The organism is Pelorhabdus sp. sgz311002 (genome assembly GCF_056134285.1).
In genome coordinates, this window is sequence record NZ_JBWBCL010000004.1 from 170427 (window position 1) to 188781 (window position 18355).

At 44.8% G+C, this 18355-nt stretch carries 11 protein-coding genes; 9 read left to right on the top strand and 2 right to left on the bottom strand.

The features are described 5' to 3' along the window. The first annotated feature begins 27 nt into the window (after nt 1–27). The 5 genes from AC0NJP_RS08540 (at nt 28) to AC0NJP_RS08560 (ending at nt 10989) form a co-directional block, all read left to right on the top strand. A complete protein-coding gene (locus AC0NJP_RS08540; RefSeq protein ID WP_474699509.1) occupies nt 28–1716 on the top strand; it encodes a carbon starvation CstA family protein in 1689 nt (562 codons plus the stop codon). 159 nt (nt 1717–1875) lie between these two features. Then, the gene (locus AC0NJP_RS08545) at nt 1876–2856 is read left to right on the top strand and encodes an alpha/beta hydrolase (RefSeq protein ID WP_474699510.1); all 981 of its coding nucleotides are present in this window, start codon (nt 1876–1878) and stop codon (nt 2854–2856) included. A gap of 341 nt (nt 2857–3197) precedes the next feature. Beyond that, nucleotides 3198–4871, top strand: coding sequence for a ShlB/FhaC/HecB family hemolysin secretion/activation protein (locus AC0NJP_RS08550; RefSeq protein ID WP_474699511.1), 1674 nt, complete (start codon nt 3198–3200; stop codon nt 4869–4871). Nucleotides 4872–4883: 12 nt separating this feature from the next. Continuing rightward, nucleotides 4884–8708 carry a two-partner secretion domain-containing protein gene (locus AC0NJP_RS08555; protein WP_474699512.1) on the top strand — a complete coding sequence of 1275 codons (3825 nt, stop codon included), beginning with the start codon at nt 4884–4886 and terminating at the stop codon, nt 8706–8708. Between the two features lie 214 nt (nt 8709–8922). Further along, nucleotides 8923–10989: a methyl-accepting chemotaxis protein gene (locus AC0NJP_RS08560; protein ID WP_474699513.1), complete on the top strand. Its 2067-nt coding sequence runs from the start codon at nt 8923–8925 to the stop codon at nt 10987–10989. 118 nt (nt 10990–11107) lie between these two features. Here the strand turns inward: AC0NJP_RS08560 and AC0NJP_RS08565 are convergent, their stop codons facing one another. Both AC0NJP_RS08565 and AC0NJP_RS08570 read right to left on the bottom strand, forming a co-directional pair. Continuing rightward, a complete protein-coding gene (locus AC0NJP_RS08565; protein ID WP_474699514.1) occupies nt 11108–12499 on the bottom strand; it encodes a tryptophanase in 1392 nt (463 codons plus the stop codon). Nucleotides 12500–12718: 219 nt separating this feature from the next. Further along, entirely contained in the window at nt 12719–14344 is a 1626-nt protein-coding gene (locus tag AC0NJP_RS08570) for a sigma-54 interaction domain-containing protein (protein WP_474699515.1), read from the bottom strand. Between the two features lie 408 nt (nt 14345–14752). Here AC0NJP_RS08570 and AC0NJP_RS08575 point away from each other — a divergent pair, with 408 nt between their 5' ends. From AC0NJP_RS08575 to AC0NJP_RS08590, 4 genes are all read left to right on the top strand, one after another. Then, nucleotides 14753–15016 carry a TM1266 family iron-only hydrogenase system putative regulator gene (locus tag AC0NJP_RS08575; RefSeq protein ID WP_474039606.1) on the top strand — a complete coding sequence of 88 codons (264 nt, stop codon included), beginning with the start codon at nt 14753–14755 and terminating at the stop codon, nt 15014–15016. Nucleotides 15017–15047: 31 nt separating this feature from the next. Next, entirely contained in the window at nt 15048–16466 is a 1419-nt protein-coding gene (hydG, locus tag AC0NJP_RS08580) for a [FeFe] hydrogenase H-cluster radical SAM maturase HydG (RefSeq protein ID WP_474039605.1), read from the top strand. A 196-nt stretch (nt 16467–16662) separates the two neighbouring features. Beyond that, nucleotides 16663–17301, top strand: coding sequence for a TetR/AcrR family transcriptional regulator (locus tag AC0NJP_RS08585; RefSeq protein WP_474039604.1), 639 nt, complete (start codon nt 16663–16665; stop codon nt 17299–17301). A 4-nt stretch (nt 17302–17305) separates the two neighbouring features. Beyond that, nucleotides 17306–18355, top strand: a complete 1050-nt coding sequence (locus AC0NJP_RS08590; RefSeq protein WP_474699516.1) for an HlyD family secretion protein — start codon at nt 17306–17308, stop codon at nt 18353–18355.

The following is an 18355-nucleotide window of genomic DNA, read 5'->3' on the forward strand; positions in this document are numbered from 1 at the left end:
ACAATATATAAAAAGGAGCTATTTCACATGAATGGATTAACTTTATTAGCAATTGCAATTATTGTTTGTGCAAGTGGTTACTTCATTTACGGCCGCTGGCTGGCGAAGCTTTGGGGAATTGATCCTCAGGCGAAAACACCGGCCTACCGTTTTGAAGATGGGGATGATTATGTCCCTTCCTCTAAGTTTACTGTTTTTACCCATCAATTTTCGTCGATTGCCGGGGCGGGCCCAGTCACAGGTCCGATTATAGCCGCTATGTTTGGTTGGGCGCCGGTTATGCTCTGGCTGATGATTGGCGGTATCTTTTTTGGCGCCGTACAAGACTTTACAGCATTATATGCTTCCGTAAAAAATGATGGAAAATCGATTGGTATGATGATTGAACAATATATCGGCAAAACCGGCAAGCGCATGTTCTTGCTCTTTTCCTGGCTATTTACGCTCTTAATCATTGCCGCTTTTGCCGATATTGTAGCAACAACTTTTAATGGTTTTAGTGCAAATGGCGCTTTGGCGACGCCGAATGCGGCGGCTGCGTCTATTTCCATGCTGTATATTGTTGTGGCTATTTTCTTCGGACTTTTCCTAAAAAAATATCCCTTGTCCGAAAAAACGAAACTGGCTGTCGCCCTTGTATTAATTGCGGCAATGCTGGCCGTTGGGATTGCTTATCCTCTGTACTTTACAAAAACGACTTGGATTTATGTGGTTTTTGCTTATATGTTTATGGCAGCAGTTATGCCGATGTGGCTGCTTATGGAGCCGCGCGACTATTTGAGTTCCTTTTTGCTGCTAGGGATGATTTTAAGTGGTGTTGTTGGTGTTATTTTTACGAACCCAACGATTGAATTACCAGCCTTCAGTGGCTTTGAAGTGGGCGGTAAACCCATGTTTCCCATTCTCTTCATTACGATTGCTTGCGGCGCTGTATCTGGTTTTCACAGTCTCGTTTCGTCTGGTACATCCTCAAAAACGATTTCCAACGAGAAAGATATGCTCTTTGTCGGCTATGGCGCGATGATGGTGGAAACAATTTTAGCCGTAGTCGCTCTCATTGTAGTAGGGGCGGCTTCGGTAGGCGGCGTTCTGCCAAAAGGCACACCTTTCCAGATTTTTTCAGCCTCTGTCGGCAATTTTATGGCTATGTTCGGCCTGCCTAGCGCGATTGCAACCTGTATTATTACGATGTGCGTATCAGCCCTGGCTTTAACCACCTTGGATTCGGTGGGGCGAATTGGCCGTATGTGTTTACAAGAATTGTTTACGGGGGATACGACGGATCCGGTGCAAATGACGACAGTGCAAAAAATCTTTACGAACAAATATTTTGCTACGATCCTGACACTTTTCTTTGGCTATCTGCTCTGTCTCGGCGGTTATATGAATCTCTGGCCGCTCTTTGGGGCGGCGAATCAGCTTTGCTCCGCCCTAGTATTAATTGCCTTGGCCGTATTCCTAAAGGTAACAGGTCGGCAAGGCAAGATGCTCTATATTCCCATGTTGTTTATGTTTAGCGCTACCGTGCTAGCTCTGTTGATGTCAGTCTATGGTATCGTGAAAAAAGTGCTGTATACAGGCGGGTTCTCTTTCTTGACGGATGGATTGCAGCTTATTGTCGCGATTGCCTTGATTATTCTCGCCATGCTTGTGGCTTCGACGAGTGTGCGTAAGCTTGTTGATTCACCGGCTCGTCCAGCCGTCCAACAAGAGTAATTTTAGTCATTCAACCGAATTCGCTTTATATGAACCAGCTTTTTGTCATTATCAGTGACAGAAAGCTGGTTTTTTAGACGATTATAAAAAGGAATTTGTTTAAAAATGCAGAAAATAAGTCGTATTTAATAAGGGGTTCATACTACGGAGGCACTTACTATGGATGGACAAGTGAGAATAGCGAAAAAAAGCCGGAAGCTGTGGCGCTATGGAATGGTATTATTTGCAGCAATCGTGTTTTTTAGTGTCAATGGCGTCGGATTTTTCTTAGGAAATAAGGTTTTTGAAGAAGCCAGTGTGCTCCATACTAGACCCAATCGGTCCGATTCTGCTCAACTGAAAGCGAGATTGGAATGGGGAAAAGCGCAGTTAGGCTGGCAAGACATTACAATTACTTCTGATTTTGGCTATCCGTTGCAAGGAACTTTTATTCCAAACTCACGGCCTAGTACTAAAACAATTATTTTTTTACATGGCTTTACGGGGAGCCGTTTAGATGGCTTGGGCTACGCCCGTATGTATCTGAATGCTGGTTTTAATTTTTTAATGATTGATTCGCGCCGCCATGGCGACAGCGGTGGTGATTCGGTGTCTTGGGGCGTCTACGAAAAAGAAGATTTAGATCGGTGGATTGCCTGGCTGCAGCAGCGCTTTCTCCATGGTCAAATCGGTGTTCACGGTATTTCCATGGGAGCGGCTACAGCGTTACTCCATGCTGCTAAAAATAATCAAAATGACGCGGTTTCTTTTTATATTGCTGACAGTTCTTTTGATGATTTTGATGCGCTATTACAAGAGCAAATTAGGCAGCGACTGCCGCAGCTTGAGCCCCAGTTATCCGATCTGCTACTGGTTTATGCAAATCTAGCCGCATACTGGCATGGCCGCTTTTCGTACTATGATGCATCCCCGATTCGTGTTGTCAGTCAGATTCATACGCCTGTACTCTATCTACATGGCGAGGCCGACAAACTGATTCCTGTCGCTATGTCTCATACGCTTTATGAACGGACTGGCGCACTAACGCAACTGGTAACTTTTCCGGCGATGGATCATATTCAAGCAGCTTTTCAGGCGCGCCGCGAATATTGGCAGACCGTTGAAAGCTTTATAGCGCTAGTACCTAAAACGCCGGGGTAGATTAAAAAAATATTGGTAAAATAAGTAATTGCAAGTTTCGGTGTTTTTGTTGATTTTTTTCGTTATTGCTTACCAAGATAATATGAATAAAAAGTGGTTATTTGCCAAGAAGACGACAGGTAACCACTCTTCTTTTGTCGAAAATGATCAAAAATAAGTCTGAAAGCCTATAATGTTTATAGCAATTTTACACGAATTACTAATAGCAATCTTTTTATTATAGGATATTGGTGAACTGTAATTTGGTTTGTTTTTCCAACCTGCTCTGAAATGAGTAGTAGTGACGAATGATAAGCAAAAGGTGAATAGCAATAAACCTAAAATGTAGATGGAGTTGCAGTATGGAAAAACAGAGTTGGCAGTCGTGGCGTTTTTTGATGGTATTGATCTATATGCTAGGAATGGGAACTGTCTGGGCGGCGGAATTGCCTGACAGCGGGCAACTTATTGGAGCAGGCAATGAAAAGCGCTTGATAAGCCCGGAAAAGAAAACACTGCAGATTGTTGTTCCAACGGAGGAATCAGGGAAAGAAAGTGGAACAACTGCAGTGTTTGTTCGATCGATTCGGATTCAAGGTGATAGTTTATTTGCTGGGGAGCAATTGCGTTTTTTGTGGCGAGACCATTTAAATAAACAATTATCGCTCGCGGAGCTGGAGCAGATAGCTGATCAAGTTCGCTCCTATGTACAGTCGCGGGGATATTTTTTAGCGACGACAGTCATTCCCGCCCAGAATATAGTCAATGGCGAAGTAGAAATTGATTTATTTGTCGGTCATTATGGCAAAATCCTCATTAAAAATGAGGCAAAGCTTGATTCAAAAGTATTAAAAACGCTTTTGGCACCGCTACAGTCGGGCGAACTGATTGATAAAGATACTCTGGATGGAGTACTTTCGCGACTAAATGATCGTGCGGGCATTAGTGTTAGGGCAACGCTTTCGCCCGGGGAATTTACCGGTGAAAGTGATTTACTGGTGGAATTGTTGCCAGGCCGATCTGTGAATGGTCAAATCTATAGTGACAATTATGGCAACCGCTATGCCGGAGCCAACCGAAGCGGCGTAACTGTCTCCTTTTCAAACTTGACTGGGCGCGGCGATCAACTGCTTCTAGGAGGCGTTATGACTAGTGGCGCTTTGCTGCGGGATGGAAGTTTTCGCTATACTTGGCCCATGTTGGGCAATGATATAAATTGGACGATTGCTTATTCTTCGCTAGGGTATCGTCTTGGTAATCCTTTCGCCGAGTTACAGGCATCAGGTCGTATAACGGAAAAAGGCATTTATGAAGAGATTCCTTTAGAACGACTGAGAAACCGTTCACTGACAGCAAAAATTGGTTATGAAGTAAAAACAAGTATTGATGAAAAAAGGGGTCTAGCCTACCGCGCTGACAAAAAAGTGCAGCAGGCTGTACTTGCTCTATATGGTGATAGTAGTGATGATCTAGGCAATGGCGGCGTAAACTATTTTTCCTTGGCTTATTATCGGGGTAAGCTCTCCTTGCAATCAGAAGATAGTCGGCTTGACGATCAATTGCCCCAAACTGCTGGGAAGTACGACAAGTGGCTCATTAATGGGTATCGGCGTCAGTCTTTAGGGAATCGTCTTGATTTGTCTCTAGAGGTAACAGGGCAGTTGGCGGGAAAAAATCTTGATTCAGCGGAAAAATTTTATTTGGGAGGTCCTCATGGCGTTCGGGCTTATCCGCAAGGGGAAGGTGGCGGCGATGAAGGATGGCTTTGGCGTAGCGAAATAGCTTGGAAGATGCCTGATGATCAGTTTCAAGTCCTCGCTTTTTTTGATCGTGGCCAAGTGAAAATCAATAAAAACGCTGTTGATTCGGGGCCTAATGGACGGTTGTTATTGGGGGCTGGCGTCGGATTATTATGGCAGCAACCAGGAAAGTATGGAGTTCGATTGGATTATGCCTGGAAAGTAGGTCGCGAAGCCGCACTGTCCGCGACTGATAGCCCGTCGCGTTTGTGGTTGCAAGGCGTTATGTATTTTTAAGGAGGAGAAGCCATGAAAAAAAGCAGTGTAATGTTTCTCTGTTGGATTTTTTTCGCTTCTTCTGTAGGGGCTAATCCGGCGGGCGGGCAGATTAGCGGTGGTACAGGTCAAATTACGCAAAATGGTGGTCAGGTAACTATTACGCAAAGTAGTGAAAAACTTTCCATAAATTGGCGCGATTTTTCCATACGACTTGGCGAGGCCGTCCGGTTTATTCAGCCGGGCAGCCGATCGATTGTTTTAAACCGCGTTAATGGTTTAGGTAGGTCCGATATTTTTGGTTCTTTGACAGCGAACGGTCAGGTCTTTTTATTGAATCCTAACGGTATTTTATTTGCACCAGGCGCGCAAGTCCAGGTCGGTGGTCTTGTTGCAACTTCACTGGGAATGACCGATAGTGATTTTTTTGCTGGGAAATATGTTTTTTCTGGCAGTGGTACGGTTGCGAACCAAGGAACTATTGCGGCTAAGAACTATGCTTTACTATTAGGCAATACTGTAACAAACGAAGGGGAAATTTCTGTATCGCAGGGATTTGCTGGACTGGCGGCAGGGAAGCGTATGACTGTTGATTTTTATGGTGATGGATTGCTGAACTTGTCTGTCGACCAAGCTGCTATTCAGGGGGCAGTAAAGAATATGGGGTTGATCCAAGCTGATGGCGGTCAAATTACGATGTCAGCTGGAGCTCGTAGCGGCTTGCTTCAGACTGTTGTCAATAATGGCGGCGTCTTGCGGGCGCGCAGTGTTACCGAGAAAAATGGCGTAGTCCGTCTGGAGGGCGGTTCAGTAACACAGCAGGGACAGATTGATGCACGCGGCGAACATAGCGCGGGTGGCCAGGTTTGGCTACTGGGACAGGATATTGTTCTTAGTGGAGCTTCGAAAATTGATGCAAGCGGCAATACCGGCGGGATGATTCGTGTCGGTGGCGATTTTCAAGGGGTAGGCACGGCTGAAAAGGCCCAGAATGTTACGGTTAATGCTGGGGCAAAGCTTTATGCCAATGGTTTAGGACGAAGTGATGGCGGCACCGTTGCGATTTGGTCTGAGGGGCAGACCGTTTATGACGGGGTGATTTCAGCGCAAGGTGGGCCTGAGGGCGGCAATGGCGGTCGTGTTGAAACTTCAGGGAAAAGCTTGCGGCTTACAGGAACTGTTACAGCTGGCGCACCGCGCGGCGTTGCGGGAACCTGGCTTATCGATCCGTACGACGTATATATTGAGGATCACGGTTCTTTGGGAGATCAAGATATAGTAAGCGACCAAAGTACGACTGGGATTACGGTACTAACGCCTGCGGCTCCGGTGGGAATTATCGATGTTATTAGTACAGGCAGTCTGACTACGGCGCTTGCCTCAACGGATGTAACGGTGAAAACAGCAGGGCCGTCGGCTGCACCCGTGGCATATGGTGATATCACGGTAGCTAGTCCTTTTTCCTGGAGCAGCGGTCATTCTCTGACGCTGCAAGCGGATCGAAATGTAATCATTGATTCTTCTGTCCAGTCTGCTGGAGGTGCTTTAACTCTTCAAGCTCCTAGTGGAAAAGTTCAGATTACTCCTGCTGGTTCTATAGCGACCCAGAGCGGTCATGTTACGATTTCTGCTGGCGATAGCGGCGTTTCCATTAAGGGACCAGTAACAACACAGAGTGGAAATATTACGATTAATGGTACGAATCAAGCAGTACCCGGGGTAAGTGGTGTTGAAATTTCTGGAAATATTACTACATCCACCGGTCAAATTAAAATTACTGGTACCAATCTGGTAACGAGTTCTAATGATTACGGCATTTTACTTTCGAATGGTACTGTCAAAAGCACGGGTTTTACGAGTAATGGGGATGGCTTAATTGCGCTTGATGGTACTGGCGGCGTAGGTACTCAGAACGAGTATGGTATCTTTATTGATGATCATAGTCATGTGACAACGGCTGGCGGGTCTATTACGCTGACAGGAAAGTCGCAAGGAGCAGGCCCAACTGGTTTGTCCAATCATGGGATTTTGTTAAGTAATAACAGCAGTGTTGCGGCCACTGGCAATGGTGCTGTTACCGTGACTGGGACGAGCGGCACCGGCCATAACGATAATTACGGTATTCAAGTTGACTATAATAGCAGTATGTCAGTTGAGAATGGAAATCTTAGTATGACCGGAACAGGAAATGCCATTAGTGCTAATGGTATGGGGATTGTGATTGATCACAGCGGTTCTAACATTGCAGCAAGTGGCAGCGGTAACATTACTCTTAATGGTACGGGAAACGGCGACGCCGACAGTATCGGTGTTTGGTTTGTTAATGGATCTGCCAGCGACGTAGCGCTTGCGGCGAACACTGGTGATGTAAAAATTATTGGCACAGGCGGGACAAGTGGCACTGGTTCCGGCCGAGACGGAATTCGGATTGAGGGCGGTGTTACCTTACAGAAAATTGGTTCCGGATCAATGCTGTTGGTGGGAACTGGCAACGGCGCTAATAAAAGTATTAATCTTGTTAATGGAACGGTAAGCTCTGGCGGGAATCTAATTCTTGTTGCGGCTGGAAGTGGTGATGTTGTCAGTGGAGGCTCCGCTTCGTTTTTAGCTGGTTCTGGCAAACGATGGCTGTTTTATGGGCAAAATGCTGCGCAAAATCAAACGAATCTTTTGGATAATGCTTTTACGCTTTATGGAACAACCTTTAATGCCGCTGCGCCAGAAGTTAGCTACAGCGGCAACGGATTCATTTACGCAAATCCACTAATCTTGACGGTAGTACCTCAAGGAACGGTAACGAAGGTTTATAATGGAACTAAGACAGCATTGCTTACAACAACTAATTTTTTAAGAACGGATTCTTTTGGCGGCACAGCCAATATTACTGGTGGTAGCGGCTTATTTGATACGCAACAGGTGGGTAGCAGTAAAGTCGTTACAGTAACTGGGGTTTCGGTTGACACTCTTATAGATGGCAGCAGCCATCCTGTCTATGGCTATACAGTCAACGGTGCTTCCGGCACGATCAGTGGTAGCATCACCGCGGCGCCGCTGACGGCAAGTCTGGTCGGAACAGTACAGAAAAACTACGACGGAACAGCAACAGCTACGTTAACAGGCAGTAATTATCATTTGGTCGGTAGTGTTTTGGGTGATGATGTTACTGTTTCTGGCAGTACAGCCACTTATGACAGTGCAGCCGTAGGTAGCGGCAAGACTGTGACGGTAACAGGACTGACGCTTTCTGGGGCTGAGAGAGCCAATTATACGGTGAATTCTTCAGCAAATGCAGCCATTGGACAGATTATTGCAGTTGCACCACCAGTAACACCACCAGTAACACCACCAGTAACACCACTGGTAACTCCGCCCGTGACTCCGCCCGTGACTCCGCCCGTGACACCACCGGTAACACCGCCGGTAACACCACCGGTAACACCGCCCGTGACACCGCCAGAGACGCCCCCAGTGAACCCCTCGATAATGCCGCCAGAAGTAGAACGGAGTGTCAAGGCGTTACCTGCTTCATTGGTACAAGGGGAGCCGCAGCGAGTCTCTGAAACTGGGATTGGAATGGTTCTAATTTTTCCCGACAATAGAGTGTTGAGAGCTGGCGATTTTTTTGAACTTGTAGTGCCGCCCGAACAATTGCCGCCCGATTTGCCGCGTTGGCGGCAGACGGTTCGGCAAAAAAATGGCAACAATCTTCCGCCATGGATTTTCTTTGATTCTCGTCGGGTTCGTTTTTATGGCCGTGTTCCGATCGGCTTTAAGGAATCGCTGGATCTTGTTTTATTGTTGCAGCGAGGGGATGGACGAGAATTGCGGTTGGTATTTCCCGTACGGCCAATAGCGTAAACGGAATTGATTGATCTAGTTGCGAGCTTAGAACCCCGCTGTGGCGGGGTTCATTTTATTTTAGGTTTATACAAAAGAAATTTTCTTGTAAAAAAGAGGATATTTCTCCCTGTACTTTTAGATAGTGGAAAAGAGGTCACTATTTGTTATTCTAAATAGTAAGTACTGACTTTGTGAAATCGACTGATTTCGCCATTATAAGGGGATGAATAAAATGCTTCAAAAACTGTTTCAACCGGGAATTTTTATAATGAGTCGATTTCGCTTGATGACTAAATTTTTTATGGTCAGTATTATTTTAGTTGCTTTGCTGGTGCTAGCTTTATATCAATTTTTTGCGGGAAATGGTGAAAGTAAGGATTTTTCCCAAAAAGAAAAATATGGCGTAGAATATGCCGTAGCGTCTTATCAATTAGCGCGATCGATACAAGACTATTCTTTTCACTCGCGACAAGGCTCTGAGAATGTGGAAACTGCTTTTTCTGAGATTGAAAAAGTAGACCAAAAATTTCACAGTGTTTTAGATGCGCCAGAACAGAAGAAAGAAGTATCAAAAGACATTGTGAAAGCAAAAGAATTATGGGCAGGGCTTCGCGGCGGCCAGGAGGTTTATAGTGAGCTTTTTGGGGCGTTGACGACGCTACATAGCGATATTTCGGATAACTCGAATCTTACGCTCGATCCGGATCTTGATTCTTATTATAGTATGGATGTTGTCATGTTTCGTAGTCTCGCACTTTCCGACGCTTTATTTCAGGTGCGGGCTTTATTAGAAAAACAACAGACGGGACCACTGACTTATGGCGATCGCAAAAATTTAATTGCCTTAAGTACAAAAATCGGTGGACTTGTTGATACGATGAATGCAGATTGGGAAACTGGACTTGCTTTTAACCAGACTAAGGGCAAAGGTGTGCTGACGCCACTGCAGTCGGAAGCCGATGGCTTCAAGACAACTTTTAGCGCAATGTTGCAAAAACTGGATGACGGTTTAGCTCAAGAACAAGGTGTTATCGCGCTTTCACCTAGAGATATTGATCAGGCTGTTAGTGTGAATGATCACTTATTTGCCAATTTAGGACAGGCGCTAGGCGAATTGTGTTCGTTACGAGTCGAGCAATATGAGCGAAAAGCCAATATTGTTTTGATTGCGCTCGTCATTGCGTTACCAGTCTTGTTATATGTTTGTATTGCCTTGGTGTTATCCATAGTGAATGCTGTTTCGGTTATTAGCAGCGGCCTTGTGAAAATTGAAAAAGGGGATCTTTCTTCTAGTGTAGAAGTGAGTTCGCACGATGAGTTAGCGCAGATTGCGGCAGGAATTAATCGGATGACCGTAAATATGCGTGATATTTTGCAGAAAATATCTGATTTTTCCCGACAGATTGCAGCATCGGCAGCGGAGCTGCAGAGTGGCACAGAAGAATCAGCTGAAGCTGCTGGCAGTGTGGCTCAGTCAGCCGGTCAGGTCGCTGATGGGGTTCATTCACTTTCCGCTTCCGCCGAGGAATTTACCGCCTTTACCGCAAATGTTAGAAGTCATGTTCATCAATTATCTGATAGTTCGCTAGAGGGGAGCCGAGTTGCGAAAACGGTAGATCACAAAGCTGCTTTGTTACAGCATAATGCAGCTGATTCACGCCAGGCGGCTTTAACCTTGTATGACGGCATTAACTCTAAAGTAGTGCAAGCCATTGAAGACGGTAAGGTAGTCGATGAAATTGTAAAAATGGCTGATTCCATTGCTGCTATCGCGGCACAAACCAACCTATTAGCGCTTAATGCCGCTATTGAAGCGGCTCATGCCGGTGAAAGCGGCAGGGGATTTGCCGTAGTCGCTGAAGAAGTTCGCAAACTGGCGGAAGAATCGTCGCGTACTGTTGATACGATTCAACACTTAACAGAAAAGGTTCAGCTCACAATGCATGTTCTTGTGGATAACAGTAAGGAACTGCTGGAGTTTATTAATGCCAAAGTACTATGCGATTACGACGCGTTTGTTCAAGGGGGCGTTCAGTATAAGCAGGATGCCGACGCATTCTTAGCAGTGACGGCGGAAATTAGCGACCAGTTAGGGAAAGTATCGACTGAGATGCAGGAGATTAATGGAGCGATGGAGTCTGTAGCTGCAGTAATTGTTCAAAATGCCCAAGAAACTGAGACGATTTCCAATGGTACTGATCAGGTTAGTCAAACAATGCAGGAAATTAAAGCAGCGGCGAACTCTTTATCATCTGTGGCTACGCAGTTAGAGGGACTCGTTCTCTGTTTTAAATTATAAGAAATGGAATAAGGAGCTTTCTGTTAGATTCGCCTCAGGCGATCCAACAGGAAAGCTCCTTAACTTTTTTAGGTCGAGGCCAGCGCTACTCGTAGGCAAAATATATTCGTTTGATCTATTATTGGGTAATCGGTGTAAGCGAAGCTTGGAAATGCCGCAGAATAGGTGGCTCCCAAGTGATTTTATAGCCATGCTTGATTTCATGAGCACGAGCTTTGATGGCAATCAACGCTTCCGCCATAATATCAAAATGGGCCTGCGTATATACGCGGCGCGGGATAGCCAGACGAGTAAATTCAAAGTCGGCCTGCAATTGTTCTTTCGTGTCAGGGTCATTGCCCAGCATGTAGGAACCAATATCACAGGCGCGAATTCCCGCCTCTTTATAAAGTTCTACAGCGAGAACCTGGCCAGGGAATTCATGGTAAGGAATTTGAGGGAACAGAGCTTTGGCATCGACGAAAACACCATGTCCGCCTACGGGGGATTGATAAGCAATGCCTGCCTCATCCAGTTTAGCAGCTAAATATTCCATCTGACCAATTCGATATCGTAGATAATCTTCATCTAAACCTTCATATAGGCCAATGGCTAAAGCTTCTAAGTCTCGGCCGGAAAGACCGCCATAGCTTGTAAAGCCTTCATAGGAGATGCAGTTTGCCTTGATTGGCAGAATCAGCGCTGACTCGCTATTCTTTACGCCGATAAGCCCGCCCATGTTGACAAGCGTGTCCTTTTTCGCTGACATGGTAAAGTAATCAGCGCAGTCGAACATCGCGCGGATAATTTCTTTAATTGATTTATCTTTAAATTCTGGCTCACGCTGTTTAATGAAAAAAGCGTTTTCGGCATAACGAGCTGCATCAATATTAAAGGGGATTTGATATTTTTGGCAAAGCGCTGCTGTTTCGCGGATATTTTGCACGGAAACGGGCTGACCGCCAGCGGAATTATTTGTCACTGTCATAACGATGAGGCCGACTTGCGCTGCACCATGCTCTTGAATCAGTTTTTCTAGTTTTGCTATATCCATATTGCCTTTGAAAGGCGCTTTTTTTACGGGATCTTTTGCTTCGGCGACGACGCAGTCAATTGCTCGAGCGCCGCATAGCTCAACATGGGCCCTTGTTGTATCAAAAAACATATTGGAAATAGCCACTTGCCCTTTTTTTAGAATGGCGCCAAAAAGTACTTTTTCTGCTGCTCGCCCTTGATGGACTGGTTGAATGTACCCATAATCAAAGATATCTTTACCTGCTTCGATCAATTTATAATAGCTGCGCGAGCCGGCATAGGCCTCATCACCGCGCATGACACCAGCCCACATTTGGTCAGACATGGCATTTGTGCCTGAGTCGGTTAATAGGTCAATATAGACGTCTTCGCCAGCCAAGTTAAAGAGATTATATTGTGCCTTAGCGATTTTTGCTTCGCGTTCTTCTCTTGTAAGCATTTTAATGGGTTCAACCATTTTAATGCGAAACGGTTCTGGAATATACTTAACTGCCATAATAATTCCTCCAATAATTTTTTCAGAAGATTTTGATCATACTTCTAAGTACTCTGCAAAACTCATGCCAGCTTTTACAAAAGTAGCAAAAGGTAGCTATTACTAGCCAAATTATTAAAAAACTGCGATTGTATAGAAAGGATTATAAGTAGTTTTGATAGAAAAATTGCCAAGATATTTTATCGGTGATAAAATATCTTGGCAATTTATTTTGACGATTTAATTCTGATGAGAGTGTCTTTGCAGCTGATAAGCATGTATTTTATTTAGAATAGTTGTATTTGATACGCCTAAAGCCTGGCCAGCGGCGCGTGATGATGGGTATTGTTCCAATACGGCAGCAAGAACCTCTTTTTCAACGGCGGCCACAATTTCTTTTAAGGTAGGCCAGGGCCGTGTCGATGACAACGGAATTTGAATGGCGAGCGATTCTTCCTGGTGACTGACTGTTTCAGGCCTAAAAGCTGCAGAATCAAGATCCGACCAAGCTGCAATATCTTGCGGCTGAATTTCACGACCATCAATAAAATTAATGATTCGTTCTAACGTGTTTTCCAGTTGACGTACATTGCCTGGCCAGCTTTTTTTGAGCAGCAGAGCAACACTGGCTGGTGTCAGTTGTAAAGGCGGCTTATTCAATTTTTGGCAAATTTTCTTAACTAGATGTTGCGCTAATAACGGAATATCTTCTTTGCGGTCACGCAGCGGCGGCAGCGTTAAGGGGATGACATTGAGACGGTAATAGAGATCTTCGCGAAATTGGCCGCAACGAATCAGTTCTTCCAGGTTGCGATGCGTCGCCGCGATGATGCGAACATCTACTTCAATTTCCCGAATACCGCCGACTGGGCGAATGGTGCTGGTTTGCAGCACGCGCAAGAGCTGGACTTGAAGACGTGGCGAAATATCGCCAATTTCATCAAGAAACAGCGTTCCACCGTTCGCTTGTTCAAATAGGCCCTTTTTTCCCTGTTTTGCGGCACCGGTAAAAGCACCAGCTTCATAGCCGAAAAGTTCGCTTTCCAGTAGTGTGTCAGTTAGGGCGGTACAGTTGATCGCCAGTAAGCGTTGTGTCGCCCGTTGGCTTGCCTGATGAATGGCGGCGGCAAATAGTTCTTTTCCTGTGCCGCTTTCGCCCCGTAGCAATACGGTAGAAGTGCTTTTCGCAACTGTTTTGGCAGCGGTAATGACTTGGTTCATGCTGGCGCTTTGACAAATGATATCGTCAAACGTAGTTTGACGAGAGCCCTGTTCCGTATTTAGCAGAGCTTTTTCTACTTGCTTTAAATCTTGAATGGTTGATACGGCGCCAATAATTTCGTTTAAATCATTGGTGACAGGTAGAGTACTTGTAAAAAATGAGAACTTTTTCCCTTGTATTTCTAGTTTTTGTTCTTGGAGACGATAGACTTTGCCGCTATCCAGCGTTTTTTTGATGAGGGAATGGGGGCCGAGAACAGTTTCGACTGGCAGTCCAATGACAGTAGCTTTGCAGCCGAACAACTTACAGGCCACTTCATTAATATGAGAAATACATCCTTTTAAATTAATGGCAATGATTCCTTCGCTTACAGAGTTTAGAATCGTTCCGAGTTCTTGTTCCTTTTCACGATAAGGCATTTGATTCAGAAATTGAATGGACTTAATGCTCGGCAGCGCCGAGAGATCAGTCATTAATTGCTGAATCTGTTCTTGCATCTCACATTCGAATTGTAGGGCCATACCGATTTTCGGCAGTACTTCCATGGCAATTTTATTGATTTTATTTTTATCAGTGATTTTAAAAATTTCATAACCTAGCCCTGGTGAATCAATGAAGTCGATTTGCATGATATATTCTGGCATAACAGACGTTCCTTTCCCGCAACTATCCAATAATTAAATCTTACTAAAGCCTTCCGTATGAAGTTCTCAGTTATACTTTGATTATAAGCAGGGGCGTCTTGCAAAACAATACAGAGATTTATCTCAGCAAGCAATTTGACGTAATGATCAATTTTCTTGAGATTTTCTGTGATTTGTGATACCATGCAAATAGTATTCGGTGAGTCTTTTGAGCAAGAGAAAATAGTTGCTTGAGGCAAACCACACTGTTTAGCAAAATCGTACTGATTACACGAGGGGTATCCCGAATGAGAAGGCGAGAGCATAGGAGTTGGAGAAAAAAGGTTTACGTAAGCCTTTTGGCTTCGTTATAACATTCTATCCTTGCGCTTATAGCTGCAAGGATTTTTTAGTTATTTGGAGGGCTAGATGGAAACAAGACTTGCTTTAGTAGGAATTATTGTAGAAAATAAGGAATCTGCGAAGAAGCTAAACGATATTTTGCACGATTATGGCGAGTATATCGTAGGTCGTATGGGGATTCCTTATCATAAACGGAATGTTTCTGTCATCAGTATCGTTATGGATGCTCCCAATGATGTAATCAGTGCTTTCGCCGGCAAATTAGGGATGGTTCCACAGGTAAGTATTAAAACAGTTTACTCGAAAATGACCTTTTCTGGAGAGGAATAGGTCTTAGTCGAATGGTAAAGGAGCCAGAAGAATGTATAATGTAAAATCAAAGCAAGCGGCAGAATTTATTGATGATCAGGAAATCCTCGATACTCTTGCGTATGCGTCTGCCAATAAGACGAATCGATCATTAATTGAAAGCATTTTAAATAAGGCGAAAGAATGTAAAGGTTTGAGCCATCGTGAGGCAGCTGTTCTTTTAGAATGTGAGCTTGATGATGCCAATGAGGCCATGAAGACTTTGGCGCGAGATATTAAACAAAAATTCTATGGCAATCGGATTGTCATGTTTGCTCCCTTATACCTTTCTAATTACTGTGTGAATGGCTGCGTATACTGTCCTTACCATCAAAAAAACAAGACCATTACCCGCAAGAAACTGACGCAGGAGGAAATTGTCCGCGAGGTTATTGCGCTCCAGGATATGGGACATAAGCGCTTGGCCTTAGAAACTGGCGAAGACCCTGTCAATAATCCCATTGAATATGTGTTGGAAAGTATCAAGACGATTTATAGTATTAAGCATAAAAACGGGGCGATTCGCCGCGTCAATGTGAATATTGCAGCTACCACTGTGGAAAATTATCGCAAGCTGAACGAAGCTGGGATTGGCACGTATATTTTATTTCAAGAAACTTATAATAAGAAAAGTTATGAAGAGCTTCACCCGACTGGGCCGAAGCATGATTATGCCTACCATACGGAAGCGATGGACCGCGCTATGGAAGCTGGGATTGATGATGTTGGCGTTGGCGTTCTCTTTGGACTAAATATGTACCGCTATGATTTTGTGGGACTATTAATGCATGCGGAACATTTAGAAGCTACGATGGGCGTCGGACCGCACACGATTAGTGTACCGAGAATTCGCCCGGCTGATGATATTGATCCAGAAAACTTTACGAATGCCATTTCTGATGAGATTTTTGCTAAAATTGTCGCTGTTTTACGGATTGCTGTGCCTTATACCGGTATGATCGTATCAACTCGTGAGTCGCAAGCAACGCGGGAACGTGTGCTGGAGCTGGGAATTTCTCAGATTAGCGGCGGTTCCAGTACGAGTGTGGGCGGCTATGTGGAAAAAGAACCGGAAGAGGAAAATTCGGCGCAGTTTGAAGTAAACGATAACCGTACGCTTGATGAGATCGTGAATTGGCTGCTAGGACTTGGCTATATTCCGAGTTTCTGCACAGCCTGCTATCGAGAAGGCCGCACAGGGGATCGCTTCATGAGTCTTGTTAAATCAGGACAGATTGTGAATTGTTGTCAGCCGAACGCGCTGATGACGTTAAAAGAATATCTAGAAGATTATGCAGCAAAAGATACTCAGGTAAAAGGGGAGCAGGTGATTCAACAGGAAATTCCTCGCATTACCAATGAAAAGGTGAGAAAGATTGCGATCGAGCACTTGCAGGAACTGCATGATGGTAAACGAGATTTTCGTTTCTAATTCACTTCACAAGAAAAAAGATTATCAAGAAGGTAGCCGCAGAATGATTTCTGCGGTTTTTCTATTGACCAATTAGGAAAAGTATAGTAAATTTACAATTAAAACAAACGTTTATTTAAAACGATTGTTTTATCTATTCTGAAAAGTCTATTTAATGTTGTTAAATGTTCGTTTACAGTTAGGGGAGGCGTATTTTATGGAAGAAGATAAGCGAAGTCGTTTGCTTGCGACTGCGACAGAATTATTTGCTCATAAGGGATTTTCTGCTGTTTCCGTGCGGGAGTTGGCTATTGGCGCCAAATGCAATGTAGCGGCAATTTCTTATTATTTTAATGGCAAGGAAGGGCTGTATCAGGCTGTCTTAGAGGAGCAACTTGCCCCAATCTTAGCGGCTCTACAGAGTGTTAAGAGCCGCGTAGACCTTTCACCTGTCGACAGGCTCGCATTTTATGCCGATCAAATTGCCAATATTCATGGCACTCGGCCCTGTTTAGCTTGTTTCATTATGAGTGAAATGATTAATCCGACAGAATGTGGCGGGGAAACAATTCAGCGTCATATCTCGCAAGCTTATCAATTTATGTTTGAGGCCATTGCAACAGGGATCAAAGAAGGCTTCTTTCGCTCGGATTTAAATGTGAATTTCACGGCTGTTTCTCTGGCCGGTATTTTAAACTTTTTCTTTTTAATGAAGCCTTTAATTCAAAAAAATGTGCCCCTATCACCGCAATCAAATGAAGAATATACGGCCCACGCTTTTCAGGTATTTTTGCAGGGGATATTACCACCAGATGATAAGGCGTGTATCAATATAAGCGAGCAAGAGAGGAAGTGATTTGATGAAGATCACAGCAAAAAAAGCAAGGATCATTATCGCGCTGCTCCTTCTGGTTGGCGGAATCGGCGGTTATTTCTATCTTCAACGAGGGGCCGTGTCGACTGACGATGCCGCGATTGAAGGTCAGATTGTAACGATTAGCCCGAAGGTGCAAGGGTATGTAAAAAAGCTAAATATGGCAGACAATCAGCTTGTTAAGGCGGGAGATGTTCTTGCCGAAATTGATTCAACGGACTATGTGATTCGCCGCGATAAGGCAAAAGCAGCGCTAGCCGCAGCCGAAGCGGCAGCCAGTGCCGCTAAAAGTAATGCAGCGACCGCAGCAGTTACGGCACCGTCGAATTTGGCGGGAGCGTCAGCTCAGGTAGCTGTAGCGGCCGCAACATGGGAAAAGACTTCGCAGGATTTAAGTCGGATGGAAAGCCTATTTGGCTCTGGGGCTGTTTCCCGGCAGCAACTTGATGATGCTGTAGCCGCCGAAAAATCAGCGAGATCGACGCTTGAAAAAACGCGGGCCGATCAACGTTCAGCCAGTACCGCATCCACAGTCATTGCTGCATCGCAAAATACAGCGGAACAGTTAGCAGCGCAGGTTCAGCAGGCGCGAGTCGATTTAGCGCAGGCGGAAAGCGACTTGGCTAATACGAAAATAGTGGCCCCGATTGATGGACGGATTACAAAACGCAGTGTTGAGCTTGGCAATTATGTCCAGGCAGGGCAGCAACTTTCTTCTTTAGTCGGTACAGAGCTTTGGATTGTAGCGAATTTTAAAGAAACACAGCTGGCTCACATGCGAGTTGGTCAAAAAGTTCATATCAAGGTTGATGCTTTTCCTGATTTGCTGCTCAGTGGGACGGTAGATAGTCTACAGGCAGGAACTGGTTCGCGATTTTCCCTGTTTCCCGCTGAAAATGCTACAGGGAATTTCGTGAAAATTGTACAGCGCGTTCCTGTTAAAATTCGTTTTGACAGTCAGCCTGACGCCACTTTGGCGATTGGGCCAGGCATGTCGGTACTTCCAACTGTCGAGACGGAAAAGGCAGGCTGGTAA